Raw genomic sequence first — 18,828 nt, forward strand, 5'->3', positions numbered from 1 at the left:
AATTAGCTAGTTCACTAATTATTCAACATAATCTTGACCAGTAATTATCTTAAATTCTTCTGGAGTAATTTGTCCCCAAGGTTGTTTTTTTGTTTTTACCAAAAATTTAAGCTCATCAAGTGTAATCCATTCATATTGCCATGCTAATTGTAAAAAATCCATTATTTGCCCCCTTGTAGATCTAGAATTTCTTTTTCCATTTTTGCCATTTTTATCATATTCATAGCTGATTGTTTGCCTAAAGCTTCTATGACTTTCTCTTTTTCAGCAGCTTCTAATGTTAGTTTGGAAATTTGCTTTCCCATTGCCATAAAGCGTTTTTGTTCAGCTTCTTTTTTCTTGTTGATTCCTAGTATAGAATCTATTTTATGAAATACTGCCATTATTCGAAGTTTCCCCCTATTGATGAAATGTAACATTCTCCTATTGCTCCGTTTCTTTCTACACTTACTCTTATATTAAATCCCCAATTTGATGCTGTTTTTTGCTTATTTGATAAGAATATCTTCTTATTCCCAGCAGCTTTATCTGTCACATCTTCCCATGTAGGATTTGCATCACTACCATTGTTGCAAGCTTCTATTTTTAGTATCGCTTTTTCTGGTATTGATCCGACTAGATTTATTAGTGCCTTTGTTACCATAGCATCTGCCTGTAATGGCTTTTGGAGTTCAAAGAGTATTTTTGTTTCGTTCTTTCTAAAATTAAAGACTTTCTCTGCAACACCTCCTTCATTATCATCTGCGACTATTTTTATAGTATGATTGCCATTAAGTAATTTTTGATAGGCTAATCTTGACAAGCTAAAAGTATATGTTGATCCAGCGGTTGCTGTAAATTGCTTGGTTGATTTACCATCAAGATATTCATTGACAGTAAGAGTTGGATTGTCTTGATCTGATACCTTGTAAGTAAATTCAAACTCTTTATTTTGTAGACCCATGTTAGCGCTTGTAGTAGTTTCAATGATTGGTATTCTATTCCAAGAAATAGTGTATGCACCGTCAGAGCCTTTATTATCATATATCAAGATTTCAGGTTTCAGATTACAAAGCGGACGGACACCAGAGGCGTTGTAGTAGTACTGGGCGTTAGCATTACCATCGGTGTCGACGGTGCGCAACAGATTTTCGGTGGATTTATAGAAAGTTCTAAGCCACCAAGCTTTATTGCTGTTATCAAAATCTTTGCCCATTCTACTGTTATTGTCGGTAAATAAGGGAAATCTATATCCTTCTTTTTCAGAACCGCTTTCTAACCCTACTTCTGTCATCGAAACTAAAAACATTTTATCCGTAGCATTTCCAGATGCTGTGCTTATGCTAGTGTAGACAATATCATTTTTAAAATTAGAAGAAAAATTTTTCAACAATCCATTATTATCATTAATCCACCTCCTAAGTTCTGAATCTTGGTACTTTATTGTAGAACTATCAAATTTCTTATCTAGTAAAACTCTCTCGCTTATGAGTGTTACCGTGTTATTCGGATAACCCCTGTGATTTTTGTCTGCTATTATCCATACTATGGTATGACCGTTGTATTTTGTATTTATATCCTTAATCTTTGCCCCTATTGGTAAATCACTTAATCTTTTCAAAGTTTATCACTTCCTTTTCCTATTTAATATTTTGTAAAATAGCATCTACTAGCACTCCAACCTAGATAAATCTTCATTGAATACTCCGTTGGTAAATTTAATCCCATTTAAATCTTTAAAATTAATAGTAAATGGGTTGCCAGTTATATCTTCATAAAGTCCACTTTCAACCTGTTTAAGTCTTACCAATATATCTGATGAAATTATTCTTTCTACGTTGGTTATATTGTTCCACTTGGTCTTTTCAGCATCTGTTACTGTTCTGTGAGTTGGATCTTCTTTTAATTGAGAAAGACTTAGTTTTAGATCAATCTCATCTAAAAATCTTCCCCAACTTGACCATGTAACATTATCTAAACCTAGTCTAAAGTAAGTCTGCATATTTTTTGTAAGTAGACAAATCTGTATTGGATATCCACCACTTGAATCTTCCCAACCTTGCATAGTTATTAGTAGACAATATTGAGCATCAGTTTTGGTATGTAAGCCTAATGCTAGCGTCTTTTTAAATTCTTTTACTATCTCATAAGGGTGATTTTCTATATACCATTGAGGGCTTTCGTCTGTATCTTTAGTGTCGATAAATTTTGAACTTATTTCTAATTTTTCAAATTTATCTTTGTCGGCTTTCTTTTCGATAAGTCCTTTTATTTTACCTACAACCTGCTTTAATCCTTCATAATCTAATAGTTTCATAGACTATGCTCCCATGGCTTGGTTGATTTCTTCTGTACTTATAGCTTGTAAATCTGCTTCTTTAACATATCCATCAAGATTTACCTGTGTGTTTGTATCTCCGATCTTTTCCCACTTCTTATTGATGAATAACCATTCTTCATAAACGTTACTTCCTTCGCCTTTCGGCCCTATGAGATATATGGTATTTTCATCTGCTGTGCTTGGCTTTTCTGCTGCTATTTCTTTTTTCATGTGCCTTGCATCACTAATAAGTTTTTGTACAGTTGTTTTGTTTACAAGATCTTTATCATCAACTAATTCTGATATCTTTGTAGGTACTGTGATATTGACTTCTTTGTTGCTTACATTGACTAGTGTTCCATTTCTTTTTATCTTTGTAATAATATTTTTTTCTGCACCATCTTCTAATCCGTTAAGCTTATTAAGATTTGCGCTAGATAAAAGGCCTGCTTCTTCACTTGTTGCCACATTATAGGTCTTTAAAGTCGATAGCTTTTGCTTATCCTCATCTGTATAGTTATTCTTTGATAAACCCATACCAGATTCTTTTTGCACGAACTTTTCTTTAATTAATCCTATTAGGTGTTGCAATCCAACTAAATCTAAAAATCTACTCATTTTTTCCTCCTAGAACATCTTAGCTATATCTTCTTCTGTGATCCTAGCTACACTCATTTTTCCAATTTTTTCCAACATCTCTTGCTTATCTGCTTCAGTAAAAAAGTCTATTCCAACTTTTGGCGTATAACCATCTTTGCTTATCATAAATGGATTTGATATAAAAGTATCCTTACCACTTGTACCAATTCCTTTTCTAACTTGTAGATAAAATTCACCACTAGTTAGTACATAGTCTTTATTTATAATCTTTATTTCACATTGCAAAATCCCCGGTTGACATAGAGTTCCATCTGTAAGCACTATTTTTAGTTGCTTATTATCTTCTGAAACTTGGCAATCTAGCTTTAAGGTCTTCATATCAGGCCTAAGCATAAGACAATAAATTTCCTCATAGTCTTTAATTTCTAAAATCCTTATCCCTTCAGTAAGATTGATATATAGAATATTAGTTTTGTTGTCATATTGTACAAAGCCTGTATAAAGTCCGTTGTTATTTTTCATATCTACTTTGATTTTATAAGCTTTTTCCATAGGCTATTCTCCTAAACTTCCTAATAACTGGAGCAATTCTTCTTGACTTACTGGCTCAAAATCTTGTACATTGTAAAAGTCTTTTATTGTTTCTTTGATAGCTGCCATTTGTTTCTTATTTTCTTCTGAAATTTCTGAAACTATACTAATATTGTTTTGAACTGAATTATATTCTTTGATAAAAGAATCTAAAATATTCATTTGGTAGCTAACTGTAAGAATATCACCTTCGGCTAATGTTTTTTCTTTAAAGACAATCTTATCTCCCTTATAAAGAAAAATATTATCGACAATGTTGTTAGCTTTGAATAACTTTCCCTCTGTGCTTTGTCCCTTTATGGATAATTCATAGGGCAAAACAGAGTTTTCAGTCGTTAATTCTATCTTGTAAACACCAATAACATCTACATCATAAGAAATGGGAAGATCAGTATATTTATAAGTTTTAGTCAAGGACTTGCTTATATCTGGCTTAAAATTTAAATAAATATCCTTGTTATTATTTAATTCATCTACGATCTCGTTAATTCTTTTGGTAATATCAAAAAGTGGAGATTGATTAGTTAATTTTTCCATACAGTCACCTTCAAGCAAAAAAGGAACGACTTCATATTGTCATTCCTTTCTTTATTTTTTCTATTTCTTTTTTAAGTGCCTTGTTTTCATTTCTTAGCATTTCAACAATTTCTTTTATTGATTTTATTTCTTCTTGCATTTGGTCTATACTATCTTTTTTTTCGTCTTTCTTTGCTGAAAAAATTAAGGCTCCTACTTCATCAACTCTATAATCCATATCTACCTACTTCATAATACATTTTAGTCTTCTTACTGTTGGTATAAGTGCAGGGTTATTAGAAGATAAGTCAACCTTGATTCTAAAATTGTTTTGTGGACTTGTTTCTGTAGCTTCATAAGTGTATTCAATATAACCACCTACTTTTTTTACCTTGCCTTCACCTTTTTGAGATAGTTTTTTCCATTCTTTGCCATCTCGATCAACAGCATAGTAGAAAACTACACCAGTTCCACTTGGAGCATAGACATCAACTACTACTTTTATATCACTGTATTTAACATCTGTTACTACGTTTCTTGAAATGTAGGAGCTTTTACTATCATTTAAGCAACCAACCAACAACAAGCTATCCAAAGCTATTGCCGGTGATAAATTACCTTTAGTTGTCATAATCGCTCTAATTGTTACATTATCTACTTTTTTAAGTAAGTTCATTTGATTATCTACTGCAATTGGAAACCATGTTTTTGACTCATCAGTTGAATATGACCATTCCAAAGAGCAATCCAAAGGTACAGATGTATCTGAAAGTATTTTTATTGAGTCATACTCGATACCTTTTATAGAGTTAAAGTAAACATAAGATTCTCTTACATAATCATTTGTATACAAATCGAATTTTAGGTTAAAGTCTTGTTTAGCACTCCATGCTATAGCGTTAGAAGATTCAAACATTAAGCCTGGCAAATATGGATTTTCAAGTATAAGTTTTTTGCTTGCCAAATCTCTTTTACCTAATTCTTGTACATATATACTAGCTGTTGATGAGTTTGACAAAACAGTTATTGCATACTGTTCATTAGCCTTTAAATAAACTGGATTATCAAAGTCTATTTTTGTTTGACCAGTGCTATCTTCACTAATATTTATCTCGTCAAAGTTTATTACTTTTTCTGTGAGAATTTCTTGACCTGGATAACCATTATCACATTTTCTTATTTGTATTCTTAGATCATAGTCCTTATCCTTGCTAGCAAAATATAAGCCTATTGAATTTAACATCTGATCTTTGCCAACAGAAAAAGTTTGTGCAACTGGATCTACTATGTTTCTCTGAAACCAATTTGTAGTATAAACTGTTGTATAAGTCTTATGAGTAGTTGTGGTGTGTGTAGTTGTAGTTGTTTCTAGAATACCATTAGCTGTAAATGGTGTTTTGCCTCTTAATTTTGGATTATCCTCTGCAAAAACATCTACGCTTACAGTTCCACATCTTACCTTGGCTGGAATAGTAAATGAAGCTTTTACTTCTCCGTTGGTGTCAGCTATAAGCTGTCCATCTGCTCCTTTGTTGTTTTCGCTTAATGGCTTTGCATCTACTTCAATATCATTAAATAAAATTTTAATATTGTCTTGCTTTGGCAAAAATCTTGTTGCTGTAACTGTTATCTCTATAGGTCGCATATACTCTATAGCGCTTTCTGTTACATTTACACTTGTTGATGTTGTTTGATAAGAAGATGTTGATGCACTTTGACTAGTAGTAGAACTCCATGCCCATCCATCACCTAATAGCGGGCCTTGTTTACCATTATCTCTTCTAATACTATTAAAAGATACTTCCGTTCCACCATTTTCTCTTAATACTATGCTGTTGGTTTCTACCCAATTATCTACCTGCGGATAGATCTTAACACTTGGTGTTTTTGGAAAGGCTGTAAAAGGATTTATCCTATAGGCTCTAGTTGCATAAGGCTGTTTGTCACCTATTATTTCTTTTCCACTGGCAGTAACAATTCTTTCGTATTCCTTTATATCTTTTGAATTTTCCTTATCTATACTTAATTTATTGATGGAAAATTTATAACCTAAAGTCAATTCATTAGTTGTTACATCTATACTTGCATTATAATCAGGGTGGTTTATATCTGCTTTACTAAAGCCCATAAAGCCATCAGTTAAAATCCCCTTTAGTTGAGTTGCTTCTTCACCTTCAAGAGCTTCTTTGTCTAAGTCCGTTATGGCTTGGTTAAGTTCCATATCTTCTAGTCTTTCAAACATTCTTTGGATTCTTGCCATATCTGATCTTAAACTTCTGGAATTTATTATTTTTAAAACATCATTTACCGGTGCAACTTGTACATAACCTAAAAGAAGAACATCTTGATCTGTAATATCTGCTGGTGCTACTTTGTCAACCGTATCTGATTGACCTGTAATAACTCTTAGCATTCCTTTCTCATCAATGGTAATACTTGCTATATAGTGCAAGTAAAATGTGTAGTCTACAATCATTTGTGATTTATCTACTGGCATATCACCATCAAGAATTTCAATATAATAATTACCTCTGTCTACTGTTAGCTTATAATCTTTGTCTGCTAACATTGCCTTGTTGTAGGTAAGCTCTACCTCATAACTAGTTCCCAAATCTGGTTGTTTTCCACCATCTAGCCATCTTATAGTATCAGACTCTAATACATAATCAACATTCTTACTATAAGTTGTATTGGTGTTTGTTTGCTTAACTGATAAGATTTGTGCAACTGGTGTAAATTGACTTGGAATAGGATCTGTACCATTTACCGACCCTTGTCTAGTTAATCTTTGACTTACTTGTATAACTGAAATAAGCCTATCTATTTTTGCTACCGGACTATTATTTAATAAATATCTACTATTGCCAGTCTCAAATATTTTTGGCTCTGCAATAATATTTCTGGTTACATTAGCTCTAGGAATAGGAATAGTTGTTGCTGTTTGCTTTTCTATTTCCCAACCCTTTACATAAGCTTTACCGCTTGATAGGTTTAGGTATAAGCATTCTTCGTCACTTTGTGCCTTTTGTGATAGCTCCATACCCCTAACCTTGTAATGACCGGATTCGTCATAGGTTCTTCTAGCTAGCAAAGCTAAGAACTTATTAAATATGGTATCTTCATCGTTTTTGTTATTTGTTACAAGCTCGCCATCTTGCAATACATAGATTGTAGTGGCCTTATCATCGTTTGCTCTTAATATCAAGCTTTCTTTTAATCTATCAGCTCCTGGCAACCCATAATTAGGTGTACCACTTGCAGGAGAAACAAGCCTTTGATCGTCAATAGATTGTATAGCTTCTCTTTGAAGTCTTACTCCTATAGTTTCAAGACCTTTTCCTCTTATTCTTACAGTCTGTTTATAAAAATCTCTTACTATTCCAGCTAAATAAATTTTTCCATCTGTAACTGTTACATTCTTTTCTATGGATCCTTCTATATCTTCAATAAGTATTTGTGCTCCACTTTTTATATCTCCATCTTTCAAAAAACAATCAGCAATATTTTTAACTATTCTTTTTTGACTAGATTGTAATTCGTTTAGTTCTCTACTTTGAAGATGAAATCCAGGTCTAAATAACAATTGAGTATAATTATTATCTAGATTTATGTCATAATATGGTGCTTGTGACAAATCAATATTTTTAATTTCTTCTGTCATATATCCTCCTAGCACTCAATAATCATAAAGTAGCTATCTTTAGTATCTGATTGTCTTGTTGTTACTTTTCTATTTGCTATCACTTCAAGAACACCAACATCTTCTATATCCTCTGGCAATAAAATTCTTTTATTTTCGTTGCCATTTTTTGGTGTAACTCTTGAAAATATGCCTATTTGCCTATAAGTAACTGGTGGCAATTCATCAAAATATATGGTGCTTTCAATCAAAACCCATCTGGATTTTAGCTTCAAAGCTTCTTCTTTTGTCAAAGTTTTAAATTTTATCTTTGCATATTCAATTTCTCCAGACTCATCTGGAATTACCATAGAAACTCTGTCCGCTTTTTTCATACCTACTAACTCATCAAGGTTTTCAGCATCAAGATTTGGTTCAGGTGGCACAAAGCCATCTTTGTTTTCATTTTCCCATGGACTAGTTCTGCCAAGACCAATAAAGATGTTTCCTTGTTCCAATAAGGATAAGGCTCTGGAACAATGGGCTGTGTTAGTTATTATTGGCAATCTTTCGTAAATATTTGTATTGACTGTTTTAATAGCCATCTTATTTGATCCTTTCTGTTCTAACTTCTATAGGTTTTAAAGTCATAGTAAGTCTTCCTTCCTTTTGTCTATCTGCACTAAATGATTCGTTTTCAAGTGCATAAGCTTCTTCTAGGCTCGGGTTTTCTTTTTCTAATACCTTTGCTATATCTTCTAAAGATAAGATCCCGCCTAAATGATTTCTTAATACTCCTGTTGCATAAATTTCTCTTACCTTGCCAACTCCATCCCAAAACATTATTTGTTTACCTTCAAGAATAGCTTTGCCATCTAAAATGGTATTTGCTAAATCATCTAATAAGATATCAATTCTTGCATCTGGTACGGTTGCAAATGCATCGTTATTTACATAAGCAATATCTATAAAGTGTTCTCTATATATCTTGTTATAAACGTGAGTATTTCTTTCTTCCCAAAATTGGTCTTTAATAATATTCCATCTAGGAGCAATAGAAAATGTGATTTTTACACCTGCTGCTTTAACTCTGTTAAGATAGTTTATCAAAGCTGGTGTAATATGACTTGAATCTGGTAAAGATATATCTATTACAGAATAGATCCAATAATCATAAGAAATCAGCCTTCCTTCGCCATCTAAATATTCTCTTTCATCAAGCTTGATAAGCTTTGTCCATGGTTCAAAAATTCTAATGGATTCTGGCAATAAATTTTCGTTATTGTCTTTGTTGATTTTTCTTGCAGCTGCAATTTTTATGCCTTCTAGTGTGTTCTTTGGGGTCAATATTTCAATTATTATTCTTTTTCTATAAACATCATCAATTTCTTGGTAGTCTCTTGGTACTCCAAACATATTGCCCCAATAGTCAAGCCAATCGTCATTTGCTGTTTCTAAAGCCATTTCTAATATAGCTAAATTCAATCCATCTTTTTGAATTACTAAAGCTTGAAATATCGCATCAATAAGTATGCTCTTAGCTCTTCCATCAGCATCAACATTTAACTTATACAGTGCTAACAAGGACTTGTAATAAATAGAGTTCAGCAATCTTAATTTCATTACTAACTCTTTTCTTTGCCTTTAAGCTTTTCAACGGTAGTATTGACTGCTATTACACCGGGTCTAATTATTTCATCTTTTCTTATATTTACATCCTTTAAATTTTCAAGATCAACATAAGCTATAGCTTCACTGTATGAGTCATATATATAAGCTAATAAAGATGAATATTTAAGGCTTTGAGATACTTTCATATTGTCCATGTATTCTTTAATAGCTACAGTAATCATTGAATCGTATAAAATGCTATTAACGCCTTCCCTATAAATAACTTTTATATTGTCCACGTCTACAATTCTTTTGACAGCTGGCTTTATAGCTACTTCAATTCCAGCGGATCTATATATTTCTACAGCCTTATATACTTCTTCGTAAAGCTCGTTATTTAAGTTTCCTGCTTTATCATGTACATAAGCTAATGCAAATCCAATGTAATTATCATCTATATATACACCACTTACGCCAGGAACTTCTTTTATACCATAAGCAATGGCTTCTGCTGTACCTCTTTGTAGAGTATGCACAAATTCTTTAAATCTTTGTGCTCTACTAGCTTCACTTTCTCTATCTTCACCATTGAAAATATCGTTAGTATTGGCAACATTAGCTATGTTTGCTGAACCCATTTCCATTTTGCAAATTTCACCAGCTACAGCATTACCTCTTTTGCCTTTTTCGACAGCTTCTATTTTTATTATTATTGATCTGCTACCTTCTTGTACTTTTACGTTTTCAACGCTTTTATAATATTCTTTTTTAAGCCTATTCTTACCAGTATGAAAAAGACTACCTCTTGGAATTATCATTTCTTGATATAAAGGCTCATCAAAAAAAATTGTTACATAGCCTTCTGCTCTAATTGCAGGTTTTCTTTCAAAAGAAAAAGCATTGTAACAGCTATTCCTAATAGCATGCTCAACGCCTTTTTTAAGATCATAATAAAATTCTTCTGCTTGTAGTGCTACCGATTCTAGTAGAGTTCTGGTAGCTGAACCGACATTAAAGTCTGTTAGCTTATCAGTTCTTGATGCTACCCAATTGATAAGCTCTTCTAAAATACTATTAGCTCCTTTTATTCTAAAGGCCACGCTTCTCACCTCCTATAATATATATTCAAAGCTAAAAGGCTTGCCAGGCTCTATTGGAATAACCTTAGCTCTAATAATCACTTGTCCGTCAATAACTTCTGCATCGATATCTTTTATATCTTTGACTCTAAAGTCCGATCTAATGCAAGATTCAACTTCAAATATTATTTTATTTACGTTTTCTTGACTGTAATTTTTGCCATAGTATCTACTAAGCCTAGATCCAAATTCAGGGTGCATAAACAAGCTCCCTTTTTCAACTGAAAGCCTTGATAATAGTTGCTGACCTAAATTTTCAAGTCCTTTTACAATATCAACATCTGAATGGTTGACTTCCAAATGACCTTTTACATCATGGTCTACCGTCTTATTGTGGTATAAGTCTAAATCCATTCCATAAGCAACAGCTTCTATTTCTGATTTGTCATTGCTATTAGCAACAGAATAAGCTTGGCTAGTTGGTATTAGTATATACTCACCTAATTTAGCAACTTTCTTATCTCCATAATCTAAAAATCCTTCGTGAACCGAATCTATGTAAGGAGAATCTAATTGATTGACCTCTACAATTTCACGCCAATTTTTAATATCATATTTTTTAGCTATTCTTTGTAAAGAATCTCCCAATTCTATTCTGTGTGTAATAAGTCCATTCATAGCTCGCCCACCTCAATAAAATCATGTTTAAGCTTTTTCTTTATCAACCATAAGTTAGTTAACAAGCACGTTAGATGATTATTTAGATCTGTTGTTTTATTCAAATTATAGTCTTCTAGCTTATCTTTGACATAATAAACATTATTTATAAGCCTATCAAGTCTTTCTTCTCTAAGCTCGCCATATTCAATATCTATATCTAATATATAATGCTTGTATAGCTCATATCTTAGACTATAAGAGTCAAGTAGGATAAAAAGTATATAAGTATATAAATAGCTTTTTTTAATCTCGTGTAAACTCTCTAAACAATCAAATATAGCACTGTCATTCTTAAATTTGTTTATAGAATAGAAGAAAAGCATATCATTTAATGATAATGTGTTCTTAACATCACCTGGAAAGTTGGTAAAAGATTGTGTCTGTATAAAGTAGCTCGTATCAAGTACGTTTTTGTCCATTGCAAGTACTTTCTTGTGGATATTATAAGTACTGATACTTATTTTGTTTTCAAATTTATATTTAATCCCACTTTTGTAGTATTTATCATTGTTTACATCTAAGCAAACAAGGGAAGCAAATCTAAGATTCTTACATATTTGGTAAGCCGTTGAAGGGCACCATCTTATAGAATTAACTTTGCAACCTACTAAAGGGGATAAGTTTTCAATTAATTGGATCATAATCAATCCTTTGTTAAATTAACTTTGCTAAACTTTGTATCGTTAGTGTCAAGTTTTTCTATTACATCTCTATCTCTTACTGTTATTGTTATCGTTTTAGGACTTTCTAATGGATTTCCTATTACTTGTATTTCGGGACTTTCTACTGCATCTCCAACACGTCTTAATACATAAAGTTGTATATCATATTTGTATATTAGTGGCTGGTTAACATTTCTAGAAATATTTAATCTAATTGGTATTGTTACGTATGCTTCGCCATCAGTATGATTATAAAAGTTTAAAAAGTCCTTTACTGGTCTTCCATCTCTTATATCATCCATAACTGTTAACATAGTTTTTTTAAGGCTTAGAAACTTTTGATATCCATGTGCTGGATCTTTTCCTGTTCCTTTGTAGCCTGTAGTGCCTACTATATTAAGTTCTTTTAATCCGGATCCAAACAAATCAACTACTGCTCCAACTTTTGTATAATGTACATTTACTCTATTTGGAATTTTTAAATCATAAGTTTCTGGGTTTAAATCAAATACATAGGATTGATTTTTATATTCCAACTCCATTCTTTTTAATCTATTAATTCCATCATAAGCATTACCATTCAAGGCCATTTTTATTTCCTGTTCCTGTTTCGCCTGGATCGATAAATCTTATAGGCTTACTATCGTATCTATCAATTGGCGAATTAGATCCTTTGATTTCATTTACTTCGGGTGCAATTAAATTTATACTACTACCGGATCTTATGTTAACACTTCCTTTTGAGTTAATGGTTGTTTCACCTATAGAGTCTATTCTAACATCACTATCAGAAAGTATTTTTACTTTTTGCTCTGTTTTAATTTCAACATCTTCTGATGTTTCCAATCTTACTCCCTTTTCAGTAAAAGATAACTTTGTTTGTCCTTTGTCAGTTTGCCTAAATAATGATAAAGTCCCATCATTTTCAATTTTAACACTTGCAAGTTCCACTATATCTGGGACTTCCATTTCTGGTCTAGGATTTTCTTCAAAATGTTTTCTCATTATCTTAGACTCTGATTTTCTTAATGTTCTTCTGTCGTATTCTTTAGGCTCGTCATCTCTTCTAAGCCTTTTGAACGTTTTAGGTTGTGTTCTAATTTCAAAATTCTTATTTTCATCTATACCTATAGTAAATAAAAAGTCGGGTGTATCTTGAGAATATCTTGTAATGCCTAATTGTGCATCGTGATACCATCTGTTGTATTTTGCATCAGCCCTATCTTCTACAGAATCTTTTGTAACTCTTAGATAGTTAAAGGGTTCTATTAAGCTTGTATGCAAGTTGTGGCGAATAGTTTTGTTTGTCTTTTTGTTTTTAAGCGTTAAATCTTCAAAGTTAAAAGCATCTTCTCTATGATCACTCATTTTATGGATTTTACCTACAGAAAAAGCACATGAACTTTCAACATTTTCATATTCACCACTACCATTTCTATAAGTATAAGATTGATCCTTATTTACTCTTGCGCTTTCGCCACGTGTAGCTACAGCTTCACCATAAGCATCTATTCTAGGATTTACATTAGTTTTATTTTTATTCCAGGTTGGAAGAGTTCCAATAATAATAGGTTTATATTTTTCAGATCCTATAAAAGCAAGTACAACTCTTTGACCTACTTGCAAAGGCGTGTAATCTCCATAATACATATCTGATTCTTCATCATAACCAGAATAGCTTTCTAATTGTACACAAGAATTAACTATTCCATTTGTTATTTGATTATCCCCTACAAAAGAACCTGATTGTAGCAAAACATCAGCTGTACCATTTTTATCATATACTCTTGTTACAGTACCTGTTATGATTTTCCCTTGATTGTCTGCATCTGCTCTTCCTCCGTATTGGACTTCACCTAAACTTGATTGTAATCTCATCATTCCTCCTACAAACCATATATTCTAAGTCCACAATTCCAATTTGCTGGATTATATTTTCTGCCTGGGCCAGAAGGTACACCATAATCATGTGCCCCAAATGTTCTACCATCATCAGATAGAAATTCTGTATGCTCATTTCTTAATAGTATATCCCAAGGTTTAACCTCACTAAGTGGTATTTTATACCATAGCTTTAGTTTCTCCCCTTGTTCTATCATTGTATAAGTTGATGGAGCCCATGTTCCATGCCAATCTCTGCCCTGTGCTTCCATTGCTACCTTGTATACCAAACTAGAACAATCTGAAATTCCATCATTCATTCTTAATGATCCCATATCATAACGTTCATTTGCGTGACTCCAAGCTATAGAAGCAATACTTGCTCTAAATCCAGTAGGATCTGAATATTTAATCGGTACATATCCTCCGCTTGTACTACCGCCATATTGAACTGGTATATCCATTGATGAATAGTCCATGCCTGTTATTTCTGTCATATCATCCGCGGTTATCATCTGCCATTGATTCCAAGGCTTTTTAAATCGACTACCGTATTTTAAGCCTCTAGTTACTTGTAAAGTTGTTTTCCGACCTTCTGCATAAACAAAACTGTGACTAACATTTTCAATATAGTATTCCATATCAGTAGTTGGTACTAATAACCTACAACCAACTTTATATACAGCATCACCTCTTAAAATGAAACTACCGTTTTCCATCATTCCATTTTTGATATTCCAATTAAATAAATCAATGGTCTTCTGTGATACTTGAGAGTCATCTTCTTTGTTGGCTTCGCTTATAATTGATTCCATATTTGATTTAGCTTCATCTACACTATCTTTGACTATTTCTTCTTCTAGTTTTTTCTTTTTATATTCTAGTTCATCTTTAGATAGTCCCATATAATTAGTTTCACGTCTAACATCGCTGTAACTAAGGTCTGTAGATTTTGCTTCTTCTTTAGCTTCTTTTGCTGCATCATCTATGTTCTTTTGATCAAATTCTTTTTTCCAAAATTCAAGATCTTTTTCATAATCACTTTTTTCATGAATACCAACATCCCATTCACCGCTACCCTCACTAGCTCCAGTAGGGCCATAAGCTCCAGCGCTAGAATATTTACTAGTAACTTGTAATCTTCTTAGTCCATATCTGTCATAATAAGGTTTATACCAAATAGGAGGGCCAAATAATTGATCGTAATCTGTTATTAAGCTTTCGCCCTTAACAGAATAAACTGTATAAGACTCCAAATCAGATGTGCCTAATTCTTCATCCATAATATCTTTATCATCTATCTTATATAATGGTAGATTTGCCCAATCTGTAGGATTAAAAGGTGTCGGTCTTGATATAAGGGTCGGTTTATCATCAACCACTTCCCAAAACAACTCATTAAAAGGAGCGTTTCTTAATTCTTTTAAGTAAGTCCATAAACTGCCTTGAAACTCATAAGCTGTAAAATTATTCCCCAAAGACTCTTGACGTTGTCTTGCATTATCAAGATATATGCCTTTAAAATAATCTTTGAATGATTTTCCATTAGCAAAATTAAGATTTATGCCCTTATCAAGATAGAAATCAACAACAGTCTTAATAAGTTTTGATGGAGAGTTTTGACTTACAATAGCATCTTGACCTTGGTAAAATCCACACATATTGTAGCTTGCATTTATTTCTTGCACTGCTCCAATGTCAAATTGCATAAAGGCTTTATTAAAACCTCTACCTGTTATGTTTATAATTCTTTTAGGCACTAGATCTACGTACACTAAAGATTTGTAAGAATTATCTACCATGCCAAACAAAACAGTCCCTTTTTTATCACCTCTGCCTAATTCAATAATAACAAGATCACAAGAATGTATTTTATCATACCATTCTTGCTTAAAGGCTAAGGATATAGAAAAAGTTGCACAATCATCAGCTCCTACATCTCTTGTAGTTTCAAGCGATAGTACATCAAAATCAAGGTTCTTATTTGTTGTAGGGTTGGCTAATTGAAATATCTCTACGTTACCCTTTTCTGTGGCAAATGTAATTTTACAATAAGGGTTGCTTACATAGCTATACATTTATCACCTTGCCTTTCTTTGATAAACTTGATTTAGCTGGAATTTTTGTTGATTATTAGATAATTGCTTAATCGCTGCTAATACCGCTTCTTTTACTTGCTCTGTAATGGTATTATTTTCTGCTCCATTAATGCTAACATTTAAATTTATAGTTCCGTTAGTTGCGTTTGACAAATTACTTTCTCTATAATCTTTTGCATCAAGTTTTGATAAAACTGCTTCATCTTTGTGTATAAAGGCTAGCTGGTCTTCTGGTACTCTATCTATACCGATAGCATAAGAACTTATATTGGATTGACTGCCAATATTTGCATCTTTTTGGTCGCTTAGCTGTTTTATTCCTTGAGATAATATAGTTTCTGCTATATTTCCTCTTTCAACATTATGATTATTAGCTGGTCTTTCAAAGGTATTTTCAAAGCTTGCAGCAGACTTTCTAGCATCATTAGATGTTTTGAATGAGTCATACCATGAAGATGAATAATCAGAGTTCATCTCTTGCATTAAGAAATCTAATTGAGTTTTAAGATTTGTCCAATCAGTTCCTTTTGACTGTGCATAGTTAACTAGATTTTTAAATCGTGGGCCTTCCCATTGAGCAAGTCCCCTACCAGGGCCTCCACCTAGTTGTTTTTGTGCTGGATTAAGCCCGGATTCTGCTTGTAGGTTTGCCATAATTCCAGCTGTACCAGCATCAGAAAAGCCTTGTTTTTTGAAATAGCTCCAAATCTTATCAAAGTTTTCATTGCCTTCGAGAGGACCAGTATCTACTGGCAAGCCATTAGCTCTATTAAAAGCGTATTGACTTCTACTTTGTGCATAACTTGACCCTGCTTTCTTGTTTGTACCTGTAGACTTAATTTTTTTCTCGCCTTTAGATCCTTCAACAGTTATGTTGAATAATCCACCATTTTCAAGCCTATCTAATAGCTGTTCTTCTCTTTTAACAACTAATTCTTTTCTACCAACAAGATCTTTATCTTTTTTGTCTTTGTGGAGTTCGCTTGCTTCAACAGTAGATATACTTGCAGCGCCTTTCCCTAGTTTTCTACCTAGTTTATCTCCTACAAATGCACCAGCTATACCGCCTAAAGCTCCACCTATTATAGTTCCTACTGGGCCAGCTATTGCTGTTCCTGCCATAGCGCCATATTTTGCACCAGCAAAACCGCCACCCAATGTTCCAGCACCAGCACCGATGGATCCAAAACCTTCTTTTACATCACCTTTTTTGAAATTGTTGTAAGCTTCATATCCATATGTACCAACTGTAATAGCTGTACCTGCTATACCTAAACCTTTAGAAAATTTGCCTGCATTTTCACCTAGAAAACTTACAGACTTAGCAACATTTCCGCCTTCTTCTGCAACAACCGGATTCTTTAATTTTGAAAATAAACTAAAGACTTTTGCACTTTCGCCAGCTGAACTGCCAGCACCCTTGCCTAGATTACCGATAAGTAACCTTGGTACATTTGCTACTGCTGCACCTATACCCCCACCTATTAAGGCTTGACCAGCTATTGAGCTTGTACCTTGTAAGAAACTTGGCATATTGTTGTAGGTTTCTTTAAATGGTCTTGTAGCTTCATTAAGAGCATTGCCCGCATCCATAGAAGTGGCTTCTTTGTTCAACTCATAATTGGTATTTATTAATGCTTTTGAGTTTATAGCGTTATCAAGTTGTGCTTCTTTATTTCCACCCTTGCCATACTTTTCTTGGATTTCTTTGTATGATTCAGGACCTTGATTAAGAAGTTTTACAACTTCGTCGCCTTCATCAACGGTAACTCCCATATGATCTTGCAACCATAGGGATCTCATAGTATCACTATGAAGATTTTTACCAAGACCTCTTGTTAAAGCTTTTATTGCTTCAGGATCTGAAAAACCATGTTCTGCTCTTCTTCTAGCTTCTTTTAGTGCATCTTCGCCATAGCCTAACTCTTCGCCATAACCAAACATTCTCAAGGTCATGTTGTCTCTAGCGTTAAATCCACCTTGCATTTTACCTACAAGTTCAGCAGCCTTATCACCTTTTAATGCAGGATTTTGCCTAGCTAATTGTGCTTGTAGGCTTGCTGCCATTTCAAAGTCAGATGAAGTCACTTCAAGTTTGCCTTTAGTTATTACATCTGTAATATCAGCAAGACTTCGTGCGAGTTCATCTTCTCTGCCTTTCATACCTGTGGCGGCAATATTTGTTCCTATAGCGTCTGTGTATTCTTTTGAGCTTATATTGTCAAAACTTCTTTTTCTTAATTGAGAAAAATCCGATCCTAGAGAATTGGCGTTAATACCAAAAGCTAATGATGTTTCCATCATATCTTTTGAGCTTTGCTTTAAGTCATTTTGCCCATAATATCCACCACTAACCAAGGTATCTTGTAGATTCATTACTTGTCCAGTATCAAAACCATATTTCTTACCTTGATTACTAGCTTCACTTCTAGCCTTGTTAAAGTCGCTTCCGTAAACTCCTAGTCTATTGTAAATATCTAAGGCGTTTTTCTCATAAGCAGCTGCATTTTTTGAACCATTGTTTAGATAAGAAAAAACCGCTCTTCCAGCTCCTATTGCAAGTCCACTTTTTGTTAAATTTCCAAATAAATTATCTTTAAAGCTTTTATTATTACTTGAATTAACATCAGAACTATTAAAGCTAGATGGAGAAGATGGAAAATTTGTAGAATTATTATAAGCGCTTCTAGCAGAAAAACTTTGACCTAACTTATCAATGTTATTACTAAGCTTTCTAATTACTTCTGATAAATCGCCTATATTATCTTTATCTTTGCTAGCAAAATCTGTTAAATTGGAGCTTTCAGATCCACCAATACCAAAATTTTGAGCATCTTTTTGTACATTTTTTATATATTTGCTTAAATTTGAAAAACTCTGTTTAGCAGGATCTGTATTGGCTTGTACATTAATCTTGATATCACTCATCTATATCCACCTCCTCCCATTGCTGTTCATTATTTACATCTATTTGTTTTTTCTCTACTTCAGGAGCATCTTCATTCCACCATTTTTCAAATTCTGGATCGGTGAAACTTCTTCTGTATTGGTCTATGTTCATAGGATCATCAAAATAGCTTAGCCATTGCATCAATTCTAAATCATAGGCATTGTAATTAGCTAACCTATCATCAAACATTGAACAACCAAG

General features: G+C 33.1%; 19 protein-coding genes. All 19 read right to left on the reverse strand.

All coding sequences use genetic code 11. The features are described from left to right. Positions 1-18: 18 nt before the first annotated feature. The 19 genes from CS884_RS06065 to CS884_RS06155 are packed head-to-tail and all read right to left on the reverse strand — an operon-like array spanning position 19 to position 18,816. Positions 19-162 carry an XkdX family protein gene (locus CS884_RS06065; protein WP_099321076.1) on the reverse strand — a complete coding sequence of 48 codons (144 nt, stop codon included), beginning with the start codon at positions 160-162 and terminating at the stop codon, positions 19-21. Further along, positions 162-383 carry a hypothetical protein gene (locus CS884_RS06070; RefSeq protein WP_099321077.1) on the reverse strand — a complete coding sequence of 74 codons (222 nt, stop codon included), beginning with the start codon at positions 381-383 and terminating at the stop codon, positions 162-164. The genes CS884_RS06065 and CS884_RS06070 overlap by 1 nt, the downstream gene beginning before the upstream one ends. Continuing rightward, positions 383-1,600: a DUF6273 domain-containing protein gene (locus CS884_RS06075; RefSeq protein ID WP_099321078.1), complete on the reverse strand. Its 1,218-nt coding sequence runs from the start codon at positions 1,598-1,600 to the stop codon at positions 383-385. The genes CS884_RS06070 and CS884_RS06075 overlap by 1 nt, the downstream gene beginning before the upstream one ends. A 48-nt stretch (positions 1,601-1,648) precedes the next feature. Next, positions 1,649-2,296, reverse strand: a complete 648-nt coding sequence (locus CS884_RS06080) for a hypothetical protein (RefSeq protein WP_099321079.1) — start codon at positions 2,294-2,296, stop codon at positions 1,649-1,651. 3 nt (positions 2,297-2,299) lie between these two features. Further along, positions 2,300-2,917 (reverse strand): hypothetical protein, encoded by a 618-nt coding sequence (locus CS884_RS06085; protein ID WP_099321080.1) that lies wholly within the window; start codon positions 2,915-2,917, stop codon positions 2,300-2,302. Positions 2,918-2,926: 9 nt separating this feature from the next. Next, positions 2,927-3,451 carry a hypothetical protein gene (locus CS884_RS06090; protein ID WP_099321152.1) on the reverse strand — a complete coding sequence of 175 codons (525 nt, stop codon included), beginning with the start codon at positions 3,449-3,451 and terminating at the stop codon, positions 2,927-2,929. A 3-nt stretch (positions 3,452-3,454) separates the two neighbouring features. Further along, positions 3,455-4,027, reverse strand: coding sequence for a hypothetical protein (locus CS884_RS06095; protein ID WP_099321082.1), 573 nt, complete (start codon positions 4,025-4,027; stop codon positions 3,455-3,457). 31 nt (positions 4,028-4,058) lie between these two features. Beyond that, positions 4,059-4,244 carry a hypothetical protein gene (locus CS884_RS06100; RefSeq protein ID WP_099321083.1) on the reverse strand — a complete coding sequence of 62 codons (186 nt, stop codon included), beginning with the start codon at positions 4,242-4,244 and terminating at the stop codon, positions 4,059-4,061. Between the two features lie 6 nt (positions 4,245-4,250). Next, positions 4,251-7,667, reverse strand: coding sequence for a DUF4815 domain-containing protein (locus CS884_RS06105; RefSeq protein WP_099321084.1), 3,417 nt, complete (start codon positions 7,665-7,667; stop codon positions 4,251-4,253). Between the two features lie 8 nt (positions 7,668-7,675). Then, positions 7,676-8,230: a hypothetical protein gene (locus CS884_RS06110; protein ID WP_099321085.1), complete on the reverse strand. Its 555-nt coding sequence runs from the start codon at positions 8,228-8,230 to the stop codon at positions 7,676-7,678. A gap of 1 nt (position 8,231) precedes the next feature. Then, complete coding sequence (locus tag CS884_RS06115) at positions 8,232-9,248, reverse strand: hypothetical protein (RefSeq protein ID WP_099321086.1); 1,017 nt, start codon at positions 9,246-9,248, stop codon at positions 8,232-8,234. Between the two features lie 2 nt (positions 9,249-9,250). Next, the gene (locus tag CS884_RS06120; protein ID WP_180753302.1) at positions 9,251-10,336 is read right to left on the reverse strand and encodes a baseplate J/gp47 family protein; all 1,086 of its coding nucleotides are present in this window, start codon (positions 10,334-10,336) and stop codon (positions 9,251-9,253) included. A 12-nt stretch (positions 10,337-10,348) separates the two neighbouring features. Beyond that, positions 10,349-10,993 carry a LysM peptidoglycan-binding domain-containing protein gene (locus CS884_RS06125; RefSeq protein WP_099321088.1) on the reverse strand — a complete coding sequence of 215 codons (645 nt, stop codon included), beginning with the start codon at positions 10,991-10,993 and terminating at the stop codon, positions 10,349-10,351. After that, positions 10,990-11,676 (reverse strand): hypothetical protein, encoded by a 687-nt coding sequence (locus CS884_RS06130; RefSeq protein ID WP_099321089.1) that lies wholly within the window; start codon positions 11,674-11,676, stop codon positions 10,990-10,992. The genes CS884_RS06125 and CS884_RS06130 overlap by 4 nt, the downstream gene beginning before the upstream one ends. A gap of 2 nt (positions 11,677-11,678) precedes the next feature. After that, the gene (locus tag CS884_RS06135) at positions 11,679-12,287 is read right to left on the reverse strand and encodes a hypothetical protein (RefSeq protein ID WP_099321090.1); all 609 of its coding nucleotides are present in this window, start codon (positions 12,285-12,287) and stop codon (positions 11,679-11,681) included. Next, positions 12,271-13,575: a hypothetical protein gene (locus tag CS884_RS06140; protein ID WP_099321091.1), complete on the reverse strand. Its 1,305-nt coding sequence runs from the start codon at positions 13,573-13,575 to the stop codon at positions 12,271-12,273. Before CS884_RS06140 ends, CS884_RS06135 begins: the two co-directional genes overlap by 17 nt. Positions 13,576-13,583: 8 nt before the next feature. Further along, positions 13,584-15,656 carry a hypothetical protein gene (locus CS884_RS06145; RefSeq protein WP_099321092.1) on the reverse strand — a complete coding sequence of 691 codons (2,073 nt, stop codon included), beginning with the start codon at positions 15,654-15,656 and terminating at the stop codon, positions 13,584-13,586. A 3-nt stretch (positions 15,657-15,659) separates the two neighbouring features. Next, entirely contained in the window at positions 15,660-18,605 is a 2,946-nt protein-coding gene (locus CS884_RS06150) for a phage tail tip lysozyme (RefSeq protein WP_099321093.1), read from the reverse strand. After that, positions 18,598-18,816 (reverse strand): hypothetical protein, encoded by a 219-nt coding sequence (locus CS884_RS06155; RefSeq protein ID WP_099321094.1) that lies wholly within the window; start codon positions 18,814-18,816, stop codon positions 18,598-18,600. The genes CS884_RS06150 and CS884_RS06155 overlap by 8 nt, the downstream gene beginning before the upstream one ends. Positions 18,817-18,828: the final 12 nt, after the last annotated feature.

The sequence above is a fragment of the Anaerococcus sp. Marseille-P3625 genome (assembly GCF_900232825.1).
Classification (GTDB): Bacteria; Bacillota; Clostridia; order Tissierellales; family Peptoniphilaceae; genus Anaerococcus.

Bases quoted from the DNA above. Each gene is read 5' to 3' on its own strand.
- CS884_RS06065 (WP_099321076.1), bottom strand. From the start codon at position 162: ATGGATTTTTTACAATTAGCATGGCAATATGAATGGATTACACTTGAT.
- CS884_RS06070 (WP_099321077.1), bottom strand. From the start codon at position 383: ATGGCAGTATTTCATAAAATAGATTCTATACTAGGAATCAACAAGAAA.
- CS884_RS06080 (WP_099321079.1), bottom strand. From the start codon at position 2,296: ATGAAACTATTAGATTATGAAGGATTAAAGCAGGTTGTAGGTAAAATA.
- CS884_RS06085 (WP_099321080.1), bottom strand. From the start codon at position 2,917: ATGAGTAGATTTTTAGATTTAGTTGGATTGCAACACCTAATAGGATTA.
- CS884_RS06090 (WP_099321152.1), bottom strand. From the start codon at position 3,451: ATGGAAAAAGCTTATAAAATCAAAGTAGATATGAAAAATAACAACGGA.
- CS884_RS06095 (WP_099321082.1), bottom strand. From the start codon at position 4,027: ATGGAAAAATTAACTAATCAATCTCCACTTTTTGATATTACCAAAAGA.
- CS884_RS06100 (WP_099321083.1), bottom strand. From the start codon at position 4,244: ATGGATTATAGAGTTGATGAAGTAGGAGCCTTAATTTTTTCAGCAAAG.
- CS884_RS06105 (WP_099321084.1), bottom strand. From the start codon at position 7,667: ATGACAGAAGAAATTAAAAATATTGATTTGTCACAAGCACCATATTAT.
- CS884_RS06110 (WP_099321085.1), bottom strand. From the start codon at position 8,230: ATGGCTATTAAAACAGTCAATACAAATATTTACGAAAGATTGCCAATA.
- CS884_RS06115 (WP_099321086.1), bottom strand. From the start codon at position 9,248: ATGAAATTAAGATTGCTGAACTCTATTTATTACAAGTCCTTGTTAGCA.
- CS884_RS06125 (WP_099321088.1), bottom strand. From the start codon at position 10,993: ATGAATGGACTTATTACACACAGAATAGAATTGGGAGATTCTTTACAA.
- CS884_RS06130 (WP_099321089.1), bottom strand. From the start codon at position 11,676: ATGATCCAATTAATTGAAAACTTATCCCCTTTAGTAGGTTGCAAAGTT.
- CS884_RS06135 (WP_099321090.1), bottom strand. From the start codon at position 12,287: ATGGCCTTGAATGGTAATGCTTATGATGGAATTAATAGATTAAAAAGA.
- CS884_RS06140 (WP_099321091.1), bottom strand. From the start codon at position 13,575: ATGAGATTACAATCAAGTTTAGGTGAAGTCCAATACGGAGGAAGAGCA.
- CS884_RS06145 (WP_099321092.1), bottom strand. From the start codon at position 15,656: ATGTATAGCTATGTAAGCAACCCTTATTGTAAAATTACATTTGCCACA.
- CS884_RS06150 (WP_099321093.1), bottom strand. From the start codon at position 18,605: ATGAGTGATATCAAGATTAATGTACAAGCCAATACAGATCCTGCTAAA.
- CS884_RS06155 (WP_099321094.1), bottom strand. From the start codon at position 18,816: ATGTTTGATGATAGGTTAGCTAATTACAATGCCTATGATTTAGAATTG.